The organism is Ercella succinigenes (assembly GCF_900002895.1).
In genome coordinates, this window is sequence record NZ_CDHP01000032.1 from 1 (window position 1) to 14,917 (window position 14,917).

Here is a 14,917-nt window from a genome sequence, read left to right on the forward strand (position 1 = left end):
TGCCGGAAGCCTATCGCAAACGACTGAGAACCAGTAACAGCATAGAACGACTCAACGAAGAGCTACGTCGTAGGGAACGCGTTATACGGATATTCCCCAATGATGACAGTCTTATCCGACTGATGGGAGCAGTTCTGATGGAGCACCATGAAAAATGGTTGACCGGCAAAAAGTATTTCATAATGGATCGCTACTTTGATGAGAGAGAAACAGCAAGAAAAGAAGCGTTAGCAGAACGAGCAGCATACCTGCATGTTGTCACCTGATTCATGCAGATACCGGAAGACAATTTACACCAACTTTTTGGACTTGACTCAGCATATTTTCAAGAGACAAAATATATACATAAATAAAAACGTAAGATATTATAATACGCTATATTTTTCTGTGCATAAATTTACCCGACAAAAGGATAGGTTAGAATATTAATGGATCAAAAAGATATAAACAAACTACATAAAGAGATACTTTGCATAGCAGACGAAGTAATAAGCATATGTGAACAAAAGGGGCTCAAATATTATCTTGCTGAGGGTTCTTTGCTTGGTGCAATCAGACATCAGGCAATAATACCTTGGGATGATGATATTGATCTGCTGATGCCAAGGCAAGACTATGATAAAGTAGTAAAATACCTAGATGAAGAATTACCAGATTGTTATAAAGTAATTACTTATGAAAGAAGATTCTCTCATTTGAGATATTTTATTCAAATTGAATCCTCCAAAATAAAACTATTAGAAGAAGGTCACAACAAACCTTTGGTCAGGAATGCCTGGATTGATATTTTCCCGCTTGATGGCGTTCCTGAAGGTTATTTGAGAGAAAAAGTTTATATGTTTAGGCTACTCTTCAGACGAATGGTAGTTCAACTTTCGCAATTTGATGAAATTGTCGATTTAAAGAAAAAAAATCGTCCATGGCATGAAAAAGCAATTATAGAATTAGCCCAGATTTTTAGGATTGGTCAGAAATTAAATTCGATCAAAGCTATGAAAAAACTTGATAATTTTTTACATAAATATGATTGCAAAAAATGCAACATGTGGATAAATCCATTGAGTGCCTATAAATCACATGCTATAATGCCTAAAGATTATTTTGGATCGGGCTATAAGCATTCCTTTGAAGGCAGGAAATGGAATATCCCTGATAAGCCAGATGAAATCTTAAAGCAGTTATATGGTGATTACATGAAGCTTCCTCCAGAAGGAAGCAGAGCAAATCACCATATAAAAATCATAGAATGAAAATCTGGGAGATAATAATATGGAAGTAAATAGTTTTTTTGATTTCACAAACAGATTAGGAATCGAATTTTATACAGGTGTGCCTGATTCTCAGCTTAATCCTGTATGCGAATACCTGCGTGAGCACTTTGACACATGTTCAAATAAGCATGTAGTAGCTGCAAATGAGGGCGGAGCGGTTGGATTGGCCGCCGGACATTATCTTGCCACGGGCAAACCTGCCCTTGTATATATGCAAAACAGTGGTCTGGGAAATACTGTTAACCCTATCTGCTCGCTGCTTAGTGATCGCGTATATTCTATACCATGTCTGTTCCTTGTTGGCTGGCGCGGGGAGCCTGGCGTTAGTGACGAACCTCAGCACAAATTCCAAGGAGAAATTACTTTGAATTTGTTGGAGTGTTTAAATATCCCTTACAGCATACTTGATAAAAATTCAAATAGTGAGACTTTGGAAAAAATATCGTTTGAATGCCAGAATTATTTTGAAAAAGGACAAAGCTATGCAATTGTTGTAAAAAAGGGAGCATTATCATATGAAACAAATTGCAAGCCGAAAAAAAATAATGATTTGACACGTGAAAGGGTTCTCGATATTGTGACAAAAGAACTCGATGATGGTGTATTTGTCTGCACTACGGGTAAATTATCCCGAGAATTATTCGAAATTCGTGAAACTCGAGGAGAAGGTCATGCCAGAGATTTTCTCACAGTTGGTTCAATGGGACATAGCCTGATGATCGCTCAAGGAATAGCACTGGCAAAGCAAGATACAAGAGTGTTCTGCCTTGATGGTGATGGTTCACTATTAATGCATATGGGAGGGGCAGCAGTAACTGGTATCACAGAAAGTAAAAATCTATATCATATCCTTATTAATAACGGAGCACATGAATCAGTTGGTGGGATGCCAACAGCAGCCAATAATCAGAAAGTCAGCCTTACCGGTATTGCCAAAGCATGTGGTTACAAAAAAGCAGTATCAATAAAAGACGAAACCTCCTTAGTAAAAATAATTAACAGTATGTCGAAGGAGGAAGGACCTTTTTTTGTAGAAGTGCTTACCAATCTTTCTGTTCGCTCAGATCTTGGTAGACCCACAACAACACCTATCGAAAATAGAGATTCATTTATGAAATATATCAAAGGAGATGCATGATGAAGACAGTATATATGAGTATAAGTACAGATGTTGTACATAATGGACATATTAAAATTATTTCTAAAGCTGCACAAATGGGAGAACTGATCGTAGGTGTCATGACAGACGAAGCGGTTGCCAAATACAAACGGTTTCCCCTCATTCCTTTTGAAGAAAGATGTGAAATTATTGGAAGTATTAAAGGTGTTTCAAAGGTTGTTAAACAAGAAACTCTTGATTACGAAGAAAATTTGTTGAAATACAAACCAAATATAGTAGTGCATGGAGATGATTGGAAAACAGGAATTCAAAAACCCATCAGAGAAAAGGTTCTTAAAACTCTGCATTCATATGGAGGACAACTCGTAGAATTCCCATACACTGAATCGAAAAATGCCGAATTACTGGAAAGCAATTCTCGATGTATATTATCTATGCCCGAAATGCGTAGAGGAAGATTAAAACAATTACTCAAAATGAAACCTTGCCTTAGTATTTTAGAGGCACATAATGGTTTAACCGGATTGGTTGTAGAGGAAACAAAAGTTGAACGTGATGGCCAAATAGTCCAATTTGATGGTATGTGGGTATCTAGTCTTTGTGACTCAACTGCCAAAGGCAAGCCGGATACAGAGCTGATTGACAACACCTCCAGATTTAAAACCATTGATGAAATCATGGAAGTTACAACCAAGCCAATCATTCTTGATGGAGATACAGGGGGGCTGCTTGAGCATTTCCCGTTTTTTGTTAAATCATTAGAAAGAATGGGAGTATCAGCAGTAATTATAGAAGATAAGCAGGGAATAAAAAGAAATTCACTGTTTGGAACCGAAGTAGAGCAAACTCAAGCCAGTATTGAGGATTTCTCTGCCAAAATAGCGGCAGGCAAAAAAGCTTTAACAACTCCAGATTTTATGATAATTGCTAGAATTGAGAGCCTTATTCTGGAACAAGGAATGGAAGATGCCATAACAAGAGCAAAAGCTTTTATAAATGCAGGGGCTGACGGAATAATGATACATTCACGTCGCAAAGAACCTGATGAAATTTTTGAATTTATAGAAAAGTTCAGAGAATGGGATCAAGATTCTCCTTTAGTTGTAGTTCCCACCACTTTTAATAATATTACGATCAAGGAATGGGCTGAACGCAAAGTCAATATTGTTATTCATGCAAATCACCTTATAAGAAGTACCTTCCCTGCTATCAAAAAAACCGCCGAGACGATTCTCATGCATGATAGAAGTTTGGAAGCAGATGAATTTTGTATGCCAATTGGTGAGATTATAAGATTAATACCAGAATCTTAATCATAGGAGACAGAATATTGAAATTCTTAAAAGATTTAAAAAGGTATACTCCTTATATGATCAGGTCAGCAAAGGCGACCTTAAAAGCAGAAGTTGCAGATTCTTATCTGAGCTGGCTTTGGTGGGTTCTGGAACCTCTGTTTTTTATGATGATATATACTTTTATCGCTCTGGTTGTTTTTAACAGATCTATTGAATATTTTCAAATATTCGTTTTTATAGGTCTTGCCATCTGGACTTTTTTTAATAAGAATGTTGGATCAAGTGTACAGCTTTTACGTAAAGGCAGAGGGATGATAACAAAAATATATTTTCCTAAATATATTTTACTCATTAAACATATGCTTGTTAACGGTTACAAAATGGCGATATCTTTTGCTTTGACTTTTATATTAATGATTGTCTTTGGAGCCCCCTACTCATTATATATTTTTTATAGTCTGCCCTATTTTGTCATGTTAATTGTAGTAACCTTTGGTTTTAGCAGCATACTTATGCATCTTGGAGTTTTTGTTCAAGATCTGTCCAATATCGTAACAGTTTTACTAAGACTTGTATTTTACATGTCAGGTGTCTTTTATGATTTGCCATCAATGGTTCCTGCCCCCTGGAATACTCTACTCATGAAAATAAACCCCGTAGCTCTAGCTATGACCGGCTGCAGAAATGCAATTTTATACAAAACAGCTCCAGACTGGCTTAGCTTGGGAATCTGGATTATTATAGGCCTATTCTTATCCTTTATAGGTATAAAACTTATATATCGCTTTGAAAACAGTTATGGGAAGGTAATATAATGCCAAAAGCAATTGAAATAAAGGATCTGTGCATTAATTACAGATCAATTGAACCAGTTTCTGTAAAAAAAGGCTTAAGGGAACTTGGTAAAAGCAGAAATAATATCTATGAGGCAGTTCGCGGTGTTAGTTTTAGTGTGGAAAAAGGCGAGATTGTCGGGATAATAGGAGAAAATGGCAGTGGTAAATCTACTCTTTTAAGAGCAGTTGCCGGCATATTTTCTCCAGATTCAGGTAGTATTAACACCTTTGGCAACAAAGTCTCTTTATTAGCAATAGGTGTAGGATTTCAAAAAGAGTTAACCGGCAGAGTTAATATTATTCTATCAGGCCTTTTGCTTGGTTTTAGTGAAAAGGAAATCAGAAAAAGACTTCCTGAAATCATTGAATTTTCAGAGCTAGGCAGTTTTATTGATAAACCTGTTCGCACTTATTCTAGTGGTATGTATTCTAAACTAGCCTTTGCAATCACAGCTATATTGGAAACAGATATAATGCTTATTGATGAGGTTCTAAGTGTTGGCGATGCCAGATTCAAAAAAAAGAGCTTTGAAAAAATGCAGGCTTTAATATCTGACAAAAATAGAACCGTTTTGATGGTTTCTCACAGTAATGAAACTATAAGGAAAATATGTGACAGGGTAATATGGATACATAAGGGTAAGGTTTTGGCTTCAGGGAAAACCAAGGATGTATTGGCAGCTTATGATAATCATGTTCAAACAAGCAGGAGAAATGATATGAAAGCAGTTATTTTAAATTCAGGTTTGGGCAAACGAATGGGAAGCTTAACTGAAAATTGTCATAAAAGTATGGTTAAACTCTATAACGGAGAAACAATTTTTGGTCGTCAATTAAGAATTCTTAAAGAATGCGGCATAAATAAATTCATTGTTACCACAGGGCCATATGAAGAGCAGCTTCGCGAGGAAGCCGGTAAATTTAATGATATAGAAATAAGCTTTGTTGCCAATCCAGATTACGATAAAACTAACTATATTTACTCTCTCTTTCTAGCCAGAGAGCAAATTAAAGGCGATATTCTTCTATTACATGGAGACCTTGTTTTCAATAAAGGCTTTGTAAAAAAATTGCTAAAAAGCAATTCATCAAGTCTTGGCTGCGTCAACAAAAAACTGGAAATGCCAGAAAAGGATTTTAAAGCAAAAATTGAAGGCGCTTTGATCCGTGAAATATCTATTGATATCTTTGACGAAAACTGTTATGCTTTCCAACCATTTTATAAATTAGATAAAATCACAGTCAAACGCTGGATGAATAAAATAATAGAATATGTTAAAAATGATAATGTTAAGGTCTATGCAGAAAACGCATTAAATGAGCTTTTAAGAACTGTAAAGTTAACTGCTTTTTCTTATGCTAGCGATTATGTGGAAGAGGTTGATACTGAAGAGGATCTAAAAAGAGTTTCTGAAGGTATTAAATCTTATGATAATAAAGAAATCCCTATTTATAAAGAAAGAGGAAGTATAAGCTGGATACCGCAATTAATCATGCGCGAAAACAGCAAAAAACCAATGCTTATATGTGGCAGCACTTCTTGGGATAGATTACCGGTCAAAGATTTATTATCTAAAAATGGCATAGAACCTGTTATCTTTAATGGCTTTAAGCCGAATCCTAAATATGAAGATATCATAAAGGGTGTGGAATTATTCCGCAAAGAAAATTGTGATTTAATCATATCTGTTGGTGGAGGAAGTGCCATAGATACTGCCAAATGCATAAAACTATTTTCTACACTTGACTCAGATAAAATGTACCTGTCGCAAGAATATAAATGGAATAGTATCAAGCACGTTTCAGTTCCAACAACTGCAGGTACCGGTTCAGAGTCAACCAGATATAGTGTTATTTACTACAAAGAAGAAAAACAATCCGTAATGCATAATAGCATTCTGCCTGATTATGTAATCCTTGATGCTGACCTTATAGCTAGTGTTCCTGATTATCATAAGAAGGCAGCATATTTTGATGCTTTAAGCCATTGTATTGAATCATTATGGTCAATTAACATAACAAAGGCAAGCCGTCAAAAAGCGCAAAAAGGAATCAGATTACTTCTTGATAATTTTGAGAAATATTTTTCTGGAGATTCCAAAGCAGCAGAAACAGTTTTAGAGGCGGCTAACCTAGCCGGACAAGCAATAAATATTACCCAAACAGCAGCAGCTCATGCTTTCAGTTATAAAATAACCTCTATGTACGGTTTAGCTCATGGACATGCAGTAGCTATATGCTTGCCGCATATCTGGAGATTTATTATGGCCAATTCAGACAAAAGCATTAAGAAAAAATCTCTTGATATAACAAGAGAAAACCTATGTCAATTATTTGGAAGTGAAAACACTGAAGAAGCGATCAGAAATTATAATTCATTATTGCAAAAAGCTGAACTATCTATTCCTGAAAAAATCGATCCCAATGATATCAGGCAATTAAGTAGTACAGTTAATCCTACAAGATTAAGTAATAGCATGGTACCTTTAGGCGAAAATGATATAGAACAGATATATAAAAATATATTAGCAGGAAGAGGACTCTAAGAGATGATGGAAAAAGACAATGCGATGCGCGAAATAAAAGAATTACAAAATATCGAGTTGGAAATTTTAAAAATTGTTTCTGATTTTTGCCAAGAAAATGATATCACATTCTTTCTAGGCGAAGGAACTCTACTCGGTGCAATCAGACATCAAGGATTCATCCCTTGGGATGACGATATAGACATTTTGATGAAACGAGAAGACTATAATAAATTTCTTAAACTTGCACCTGAAGGTTTAAAAGATAAATGCATTGTCCAACACAGTACACTGGTGCCAAATTATTGGTCTCCTTTTATAAAAGTTCGAAGAAAGAATGAAACTTCAGGTTATTTCCAAGGTCATATAGCTCACTTAACTTCTGAAAATGGACCTCTGATAGATATATTTCCTATGGATTATATCAAAAACACTAAAATTGATAGTATAAAAAGTAAATACTTTCGTTTCTGGCGTTCAGCACTATTTTCAAAACTGAATTTAAAAAGCTACAAAAGTTGGAAAAAAAGACTTTCATCATTTGCCTCCAAATTTTTTACGATTAAATTTATTCATAGAAGAATGATAAAGACACTTGATTCCTGTAGTCAGGACACAGGCAAGTATATTGCGCTTTTCTCTACTTATCAAAAACAACATAAACAAATTCAATTAGCATCAAATTTCGAAAAACAACTTTGGGTTGATTTTGAAGATACCAAAATGCCTGTACCTAACGGATATCATGAGATATTGACAAAAATATACGGCGACTATATGACCCCTCCTGCTGAACATAAGAGAGTAATTAAGCATCATTTTGGTAAGGATAGCGAAGAAGAGTAAATTATATCAAATTTACTCTTTTTCGCATAATAAATTATATCAAATTAAAATTTTTTCAAAATATTTTAAAAGATCAAGTGGTTCATAAGCAACAAAATTAACACTTTCTAAATTGGATACATTGAATTTTCCAAAGCCATAATTTATAGCAATGAAATTTGTTCCACATTCATTTGAAGCATCATAATCACTATACGTGTCACCAATAAAAATAGCTTCATCAGGGTTAATGTTTATTTCTTTCAAACACGTTCCTAATATATCTGTTTTTGTAAGTAAATTATTGTAGTCTCCGCCTTTGATGAAATCACAATAGTCATGCAATCCAATGTTTTTAATTAATAATTTTGCATAGTCCTCACGTTTATAAGTAGCAATTGCGATTTTAATATTTTTTGATTTTATTTTTTTTAACACTGTAAGTATACCTTCATACAAAACCGCATCCATTAAATATTTATCTTTATAAATTTTTCTAAAATAATTTGAAACAACTGTCGCTTTTTCATCAGACAAATTATATGTGCTTTTTAATGATTTTATAATTGGTGGACCAATAAAAGATCGTTTTAAGTCATCGGTCAATTCTGGCAAATTAAATTCACACAACGTTTCATTTATACTATTTATTATTCCACCTGATGTATCTACAAGTGTTCCATCAAGATCAAACAAAACTGCCTTAACCATTTTTTTTCTCCATGTATGCTGATGGTGTCAGGAATACTATATCCATTTTCTTAGAATACTCCGATACTTTTTTAATAACAGCGGAATTTATGCTTTCAAGATAAGAAGTGTCTACATGGTAATTTAATGACATATCATAATAATTATCATTATCTAATGAAAATCCGTCAAACCCTGCTAAAATTACTTTTGACATCCCTATTTGTACCAAAAACTGCAGAAACATCATCATAGAATTATCAGCAATAACATTCTCACCTATCAACTTATTATAGTCAAGAACATAGCCGAAAGGATCTTTTGCACTAGTTATGTTTGATGTTGCAATAATTTTTTTATTCATGTCTTCGTTACTAATATGCTCAAACAAATTACTATATCTTTTGCTATTGCTAATAAATATATAATTGATATCATAGTTATCAGGTATACTATTCACTGACACTACTATAGGATTATTTTCTTTAATATACTTACCTATTAAATCATAGTGTGTTTTTAATGACTTACCTGGTGCGAGAACAAGTATTTTACTTTTGGAAAAAACTTCTCTGAGTTTATCTCTTACTAAGGAATCATTGATATAGTGCTCCTGATAATGCATGTACAGGCGTTCAATATAAGATTCATCAAAAGAAAGTTTTTTGTCTGATTTTATTTTAATTATAATATCATTAACTGACTTAACAGAAAGCGTTTTTTTATTAAGCAGGTATGTTATATAGTCAGGATGACAGTCATTTAAAGCAGCAAGATAGTATTTAAATGAATATCCCCAATAATTTTCTTTATATATACGCATTATGCTCTCATCAAGAGCTTCTAATATTTGATTTATATTGTATTTCCCTTCGTAATATTCGTTAAGATGCATTGCTAATAATTCAAGAGGGGCATTGCCTGCACTTTTACCCATACCATATATTGTTCCATCAACAGAAATTTTTCTAGCTGTTTTTTGCTTCAGCAATTCGATCGTATTAGAATAAGCCAACTGAAAATTATTATGAGAATGATACCCTATAATAATATTCCTAGATAAATTATGATTAAGCAAATCAAAATAGCGAATCATTTCTTCTTTATGCATAAGACCATAAGTATCGACTATTGATACTGCATAAGGACTTATAACATTAACTTTTTCAACAAAATCAAGCACATCTCTATCACTATAAGAAGTCATTGAAACAAGCTGCAAACTAACCAGATATCCTTTACTCTTAATTTGTTTAGCTAACTCGAGAGCACCATCAACATTATTCTTTTTAAATATAATTCTTATACCATCCAAAAAACAATTTTTAGATTCGGTTATACTATTTATACCGCAAGTTCCATAGTCAATCATTGCAAAAATCAAAGCATTTTTTTTACTGACTCCGCTAAATATTTTATTAAAACATTCAGTATTTGGTGCAATTGTACGGTTAATATCAAAATCTACTCTTTCATCAAGGAAACCAACCTCTATAATATCAATATTTGCACTAACAAGTCTTTCAAAAATACAAATTGCTGTACTACGACCAAAATTCCAGCCATTTACATAACCACCATCTCTCAATGTACAATCAAGTAATTTAATTTTCATATTGATTTTCTCCTTCTATTTTGCTTTTTATTATTTCTCGTACAATCTCCAAATCTTTTGGAGTATCTACAGAAAGAGTGCGGCAGCTGACATCAACAAATTTAATCTTTTTTCCGTGTTCGATAAACCTAATAAGATCACATTCTTCCGTTTTTTCAAGCAAACTCTGAGGAGTATCTACGAAAAATTGTAATGCCTCTTTCGTAAAAGCACAAATGCCAACAAATTTTTTATATTCAAAATTCAGATCTCCTCTGGGGTAAGGAATAGGGCTTCTTGATGTATACAAGCCATCTCCTCTAGAGTTAGCAATCATTTTTATATTTGTAAAGTCAATCACTTCAGGTGCGCTTCTAATAGTAGTCATCGCATTAGCAACGAAAAAATCTACTGTATTTTGTGAAACTCTAATAACATCTTTTATTGCCTTAACCTCTATCAATGGCTCATCGGCACCTATAAACAAAAATAATTCTCCTTTTATCTTTAAAGATACTTCATGAACTCTTTCTGTAGGATTTTTGTGCTCTGAACTTGTCATTATCACGTTCATTTTTAATTTTTCGCACATATCATATATTTTTTTATCATCTGTTGCTACACAAATATAATCAAAATCTTCCACAAGCTCCAATTTTTGATAAACCCACCATAACATTGGTTTTCCACAAATGTCAGCTAATGGTTTACCAGGAAATCTGCTTGATGCGTAACGTGCAGGAATTACTCCAATTATTTTCATATTTTTCTCCTATTCAACTATTTATTTTTTCTTTTTTCAATACCATATCAAGATCAGCACGTTCAAAAGCACGCAATTCTCCCCCTCTTGTAGCATTATAGATACTATAACCATGCTCATCAGCATATTTTCTTAATAAGCAATAAACATTCTGAGAGCGTTCTACCATCCATTCACCAAATTCTTCAATGCTCATAGGTTTACCATCAACAACCCGTCTTGCTCTACGGAGTTCTTTAATGTCAAATACTTTATCACGATAATTATCGACAAAATGTCCTTTTCCTGAATGAGCATTTGTACAATCGACACCTAACAGATAGATTTCTGAAAAACCCATAAACATCGCTAATTCAATCATAAAACTCATTACAGTAGCAAAGGAAGGGCAAAAATAGTCAAGTAAATTGATATTCACTTTTTTGGGTTCCAGTCTTAAGTTATTAACATAAACACTTTTTTTAGGAATAATAGGCATAGAATCATAAACTGTTCTGGATAGAAACCAATCTACATCTACATTAGCTACTATATCTTCTGAATTTTTTGCAAAAACAGTATCTGATAAACAGTAATAAGTAGGACGCCATTTCGTATCATTATACACTTTATAAATCATGTTACAAGCAATACAAATTTCATTTTGTAACTTATTAAGATCTGATATAGTTAAACTAGGACCATTACCGATAAGAAAGCACCGCTTTCCTTTGTGAATATTTTTATACGCAGCCAATTTTTTACTATTTTTTGATCTCCAAACACCTGTTTTTCTAAAAAAACCACCTACTTTTACAATAATAGTCTTTTTAATTTTTCTAATTCTTACTAATCTATTTGCACTTTTAGTAGGATGTGCAAAGACATCTATTATTTTATCTAAAGTATCCATAGTACAATTTGCACTATCCAACTGATTATAAATCAAATTAAACTGTTTATATTTGTCATCAAATTTAATTTCTTCTAGCAAATTTCTTACAGCTGGTACAAGACATTCCTGTTCATAAACTGTTTTCATAGGAAACAAATCGACATCAAAATAAAAACCAGGACTTTTTTCGTATTTAAGTCTATCATACATATATAAAATTATTGGACGACATAAATTTGCATAATCAAAAATAGCCCCAGAATAATCTGTTATTAAAAGATCGCTAATTATATATAGTTCATTAATATCTTCAATATGTGTTACATCAATAATCGAATTCCTAAATTGCAAAAAATCAACTGATTTAGCCTCATGGTCATGTGCCCGAAACAATACTAAATACTCTTCCCCTAAATTAGCAATTAAATTAGCAAAATCAAGTTTTGGGGTAAAAACAAATTCATTATTATCATCATTGTAATTCTCTTGTCTCCATGTTGGAGCGTATAGTAAGATTTTTTTATTAAGAGGAACTCTTAATTTTATTTTTATTTTCAACACATCAATTTGCGAAAACTCAAATAAAAAATCATTACGAGGATACCCCGTTTCTATTATTTTTTCCTTTTTATCATTATTACTCAAATTATAAGCTGATGCCATTTTTTCACTGAAAATAGGTGCCGGTGATATTAAAAAGGAAAACCGCTTGCCATTTCTTGAATAATCTTTTATGATTGTTTTTCTAGTTCTTCTTCCTAAAAACTCTCCAAAGAAATCGCACCCTATCCTTTTTAGCGGTTTACCATGCCAAGTTTGTACATACACATGCTCTCTAGTTGGCTTCAAATATTTGGGTAAAGAATAATTTGTTATCCAATATTTTGATGTGGCACAAGCTTTTATATAGGCTTTTGATCCACGCTTAATAACTTTGGTATTTGGGTTCTGTTTTAAATATTTAAATTTATTTGTATTTTTCACAGCCCAAATAAATTTAAAATCATTATATGCTCCATCATCTAACATGCCTTCATATATTGCTTTGGGGTTACACCTGTACCCTAAACCTGCAAAAGACTCAAAAACAACTGATCTGTAATTCACACCAAATCTAAAATGATAGTAACCAAAATAGCATCTTCTAATAAAAAAAGCAAAAACCTTGTATACCGGAGGGAGAATCTTTAATATACGTTTCAATGTTTTTTTTACAATTACAAATATTGTTTTTATAAAGACTTTCAATTTATTTTGTTTTTGTTTTTTCTTAGAACTATAATTTGAATTAAATATTTTATATTTTAATATATGATCAAATAAATCTAACGACTCTTGATAAGTTAAAAATTCTGTTTCAGCACTAGCCTTAATAGACATTTCGGCAATTCTTTCATCACTCATTTCCGACGTTTTAAGATTTTCAATATACAAATATATCGAAGTAATTATTTTTGAAATATCTGCTTTGTCTTTTAATCCTATCAATGTCTTTTTGAATTTTTCTATATTACCCTCACTACTTCTTAACGGTAATAAAAACAAACTTGTCGCAGCAATAAAAGAAACTCCCAAAACCTGTGACATTGCACTTCCCATCGTTAAAGAAATATCGTCACTTAAAACATTAACTATTTTACCTAATAAGTGTAATACTTCTGATCTGTTTTGTGGTATTTTTTCCTCAATCATTTCATTAGACAAAAGTTGCTTTAAACGAGTAAAACTAATTGATAGGATTTCATTTTGTACATTATCATCTTCATCAATGTGCTCCTTCACTTGTTCCAACTTTATCCTTTTTGTTTTACTAATTAAAGCCGGTCTTGTAATAAACACTTGATCTAAAAAAACCACCTGGGGCAATAAACTTTCATGTTTTATAAAATACAATTTGTCATCCCTAAATAGATTTATGAAGCTAGTAGATTCATCACCAGTCTGATAAAAATTTGGTATAACTATATGCAATATATCATTAGGATCAATTTGGGGCACAAAATAATCACTATTTATAGATAAATTTGTGAACGCTTTTACAGTCTTAGCCACGTTAGTAGCACTTCCACTGCCTATTGATATTATGCTATCACAATTTTCATCGTTAAATAATTTTGTATATTCAATAAAATCATCATATAGAATTTCTGAAGAAATTTCTGAAGATACATAGTCTATCTTTAAATAATCTAAATAATCACTGATAGAGGAAAAAGACGAAAGATCATCATATATTATAAATGGTTTTTTCATAAGATTTTTCTTAGAAAATTTTTCCAGTTCTACTATACACGCTTCTCCTTTAAAAACTTCTTGTTTAGTAATATCCCAAAAACGAATTTGTTGACTAACAACCTCCAAATTATGCAAATCAACTATTGCTATATATGGCTGATCTGAACAATCATGATACTGTAACTTTAAATCTATTGCTACTTTACTTAAGGCATCAATAAAAGGCATATTCATATCTTTTATTTTGCTTATCAAAGATTCAAATTTTTCTTTTCTAAATATATATATCGGAAAATGTGGATAACAAGCTAATCCTTTATCCTTACCAATATCAACTATGGATTTCATATCTACTTGAGCAAAGTTTTCACCTACTATACTAGTGTCTTTACTTATAAGAGTATAGCACAGCATTTTTTTTTGCAGCATTGATTTTATCAAATCCTGTGAAAAAACAATATTTTCTTTTAGCAATATTACATCATCTTCAATATTAACCTGATCATATATTTCTTCAATTGTTTTCATAAAGATGATATTATTTGCAAGAAGCGAATCTTTTATTTCAAAATCACATTCCTTTTTGTCTATAATTACAAAATCTTTTATTCCACAATTATTTAAAATACTAATTTGCCTATTTAAAGCAGTTTCCCCATTTTCTAAATGAAAAGACAATGTTTTGCCAACTTCCTCAAGATCACTTCTAATAATAATTGCTATCATTGTTTTCCCCTAAAACTATTTATTTTTTCAAGACACTTATTACACCAATAAAAATTGACAATAACAACAAATAAGTCAATTTGCTCTGTATATTATAATCTTATTTGTGATTATATCAAAGCTTTTGTAACATAACAATTTATAATATTATTACACTGAATGC

General features: G+C 32.2%; 11 protein-coding genes. 7 read left to right on the top strand and 4 right to left on the bottom strand.

Going from position 1 to position 14,917, the window contains the following annotated elements:
• From AC0KSB_RS07690 to AC0KSB_RS07720, 7 genes are all read left to right on the top strand, one after another.
• A partial coding sequence (locus tag AC0KSB_RS07690; RefSeq protein WP_472307316.1) for a transposase occupies positions 1-266 on the top strand: 266 nt, incomplete at its 5' end.
• Between the two features lie 162 nt (positions 267-428).
• The gene (locus tag AC0KSB_RS07695) at positions 429-1,250 is read left to right on the top strand and encodes a LicD family protein (protein ID WP_472307948.1); all 822 of its coding nucleotides are present in this window, start codon (positions 429-431) and stop codon (positions 1,248-1,250) included.
• A 19-nt stretch (positions 1,251-1,269) separates the two neighbouring features.
• Positions 1,270-2,409, top strand: coding sequence for a phosphonopyruvate decarboxylase (gene aepY / locus AC0KSB_RS07700; RefSeq protein WP_472307950.1), 1,140 nt, complete (start codon positions 1,270-1,272; stop codon positions 2,407-2,409).
• The gene (gene aepX / locus AC0KSB_RS07705; RefSeq protein WP_472307952.1) at positions 2,409-3,704 is read left to right on the top strand and encodes a phosphoenolpyruvate mutase; all 1,296 of its coding nucleotides are present in this window, start codon (positions 2,409-2,411) and stop codon (positions 3,702-3,704) included. Before aepY ends, aepX begins: the two co-directional genes overlap by 1 nt.
• 17 nt (positions 3,705-3,721) lie before the next feature.
• Entirely contained in the window at positions 3,722-4,501 is a 780-nt protein-coding gene (locus AC0KSB_RS07710; protein ID WP_472307954.1) for an ABC transporter permease, read from the top strand.
• Positions 4,501-7,068 carry an iron-containing alcohol dehydrogenase gene (locus AC0KSB_RS07715; protein ID WP_472307956.1) on the top strand — a complete coding sequence of 856 codons (2,568 nt, stop codon included), beginning with the start codon at positions 4,501-4,503 and terminating at the stop codon, positions 7,066-7,068. The genes AC0KSB_RS07710 and AC0KSB_RS07715 overlap by 1 nt, the downstream gene beginning before the upstream one ends.
• Before the next feature lie 3 nt (positions 7,069-7,071).
• Entirely contained in the window at positions 7,072-7,893 is an 822-nt protein-coding gene (locus AC0KSB_RS07720; RefSeq protein ID WP_472307958.1) for a LicD family protein, read from the top strand.
• 39 nt (positions 7,894-7,932) lie between these two features.
• Here the strand turns inward: AC0KSB_RS07720 and AC0KSB_RS07725 are convergent, their stop codons facing one another.
• The 4 genes from AC0KSB_RS07725 to AC0KSB_RS07740 are packed head-to-tail and all read right to left on the bottom strand — an operon-like array spanning position 7,933 to position 14,754.
• Positions 7,933-8,583 carry an HAD hydrolase-like protein gene (locus tag AC0KSB_RS07725; protein ID WP_472307960.1) on the bottom strand — a complete coding sequence of 217 codons (651 nt, stop codon included), beginning with the start codon at positions 8,581-8,583 and terminating at the stop codon, positions 7,933-7,935.
• Positions 8,576-10,177, bottom strand: a complete 1,602-nt coding sequence (locus tag AC0KSB_RS07730) for an aldolase catalytic domain-containing protein (protein WP_472307962.1) — start codon at positions 10,175-10,177, stop codon at positions 8,576-8,578. Before AC0KSB_RS07730 ends, AC0KSB_RS07725 begins: the two co-directional genes overlap by 8 nt.
• Positions 10,167-10,919: a 3-deoxy-manno-octulosonate cytidylyltransferase gene (locus AC0KSB_RS07735; protein ID WP_472307964.1), complete on the bottom strand. Its 753-nt coding sequence runs from the start codon at positions 10,917-10,919 to the stop codon at positions 10,167-10,169. The genes AC0KSB_RS07730 and AC0KSB_RS07735 overlap by 11 nt, the downstream gene beginning before the upstream one ends.
• A gap of 13 nt (positions 10,920-10,932) precedes the next feature.
• Positions 10,933-14,754, bottom strand: coding sequence for an iron-containing alcohol dehydrogenase (locus AC0KSB_RS07740; protein ID WP_472307966.1), 3,822 nt, complete (start codon positions 14,752-14,754; stop codon positions 10,933-10,935).
• Positions 14,755-14,917 lie beyond the last annotated feature (163 nt).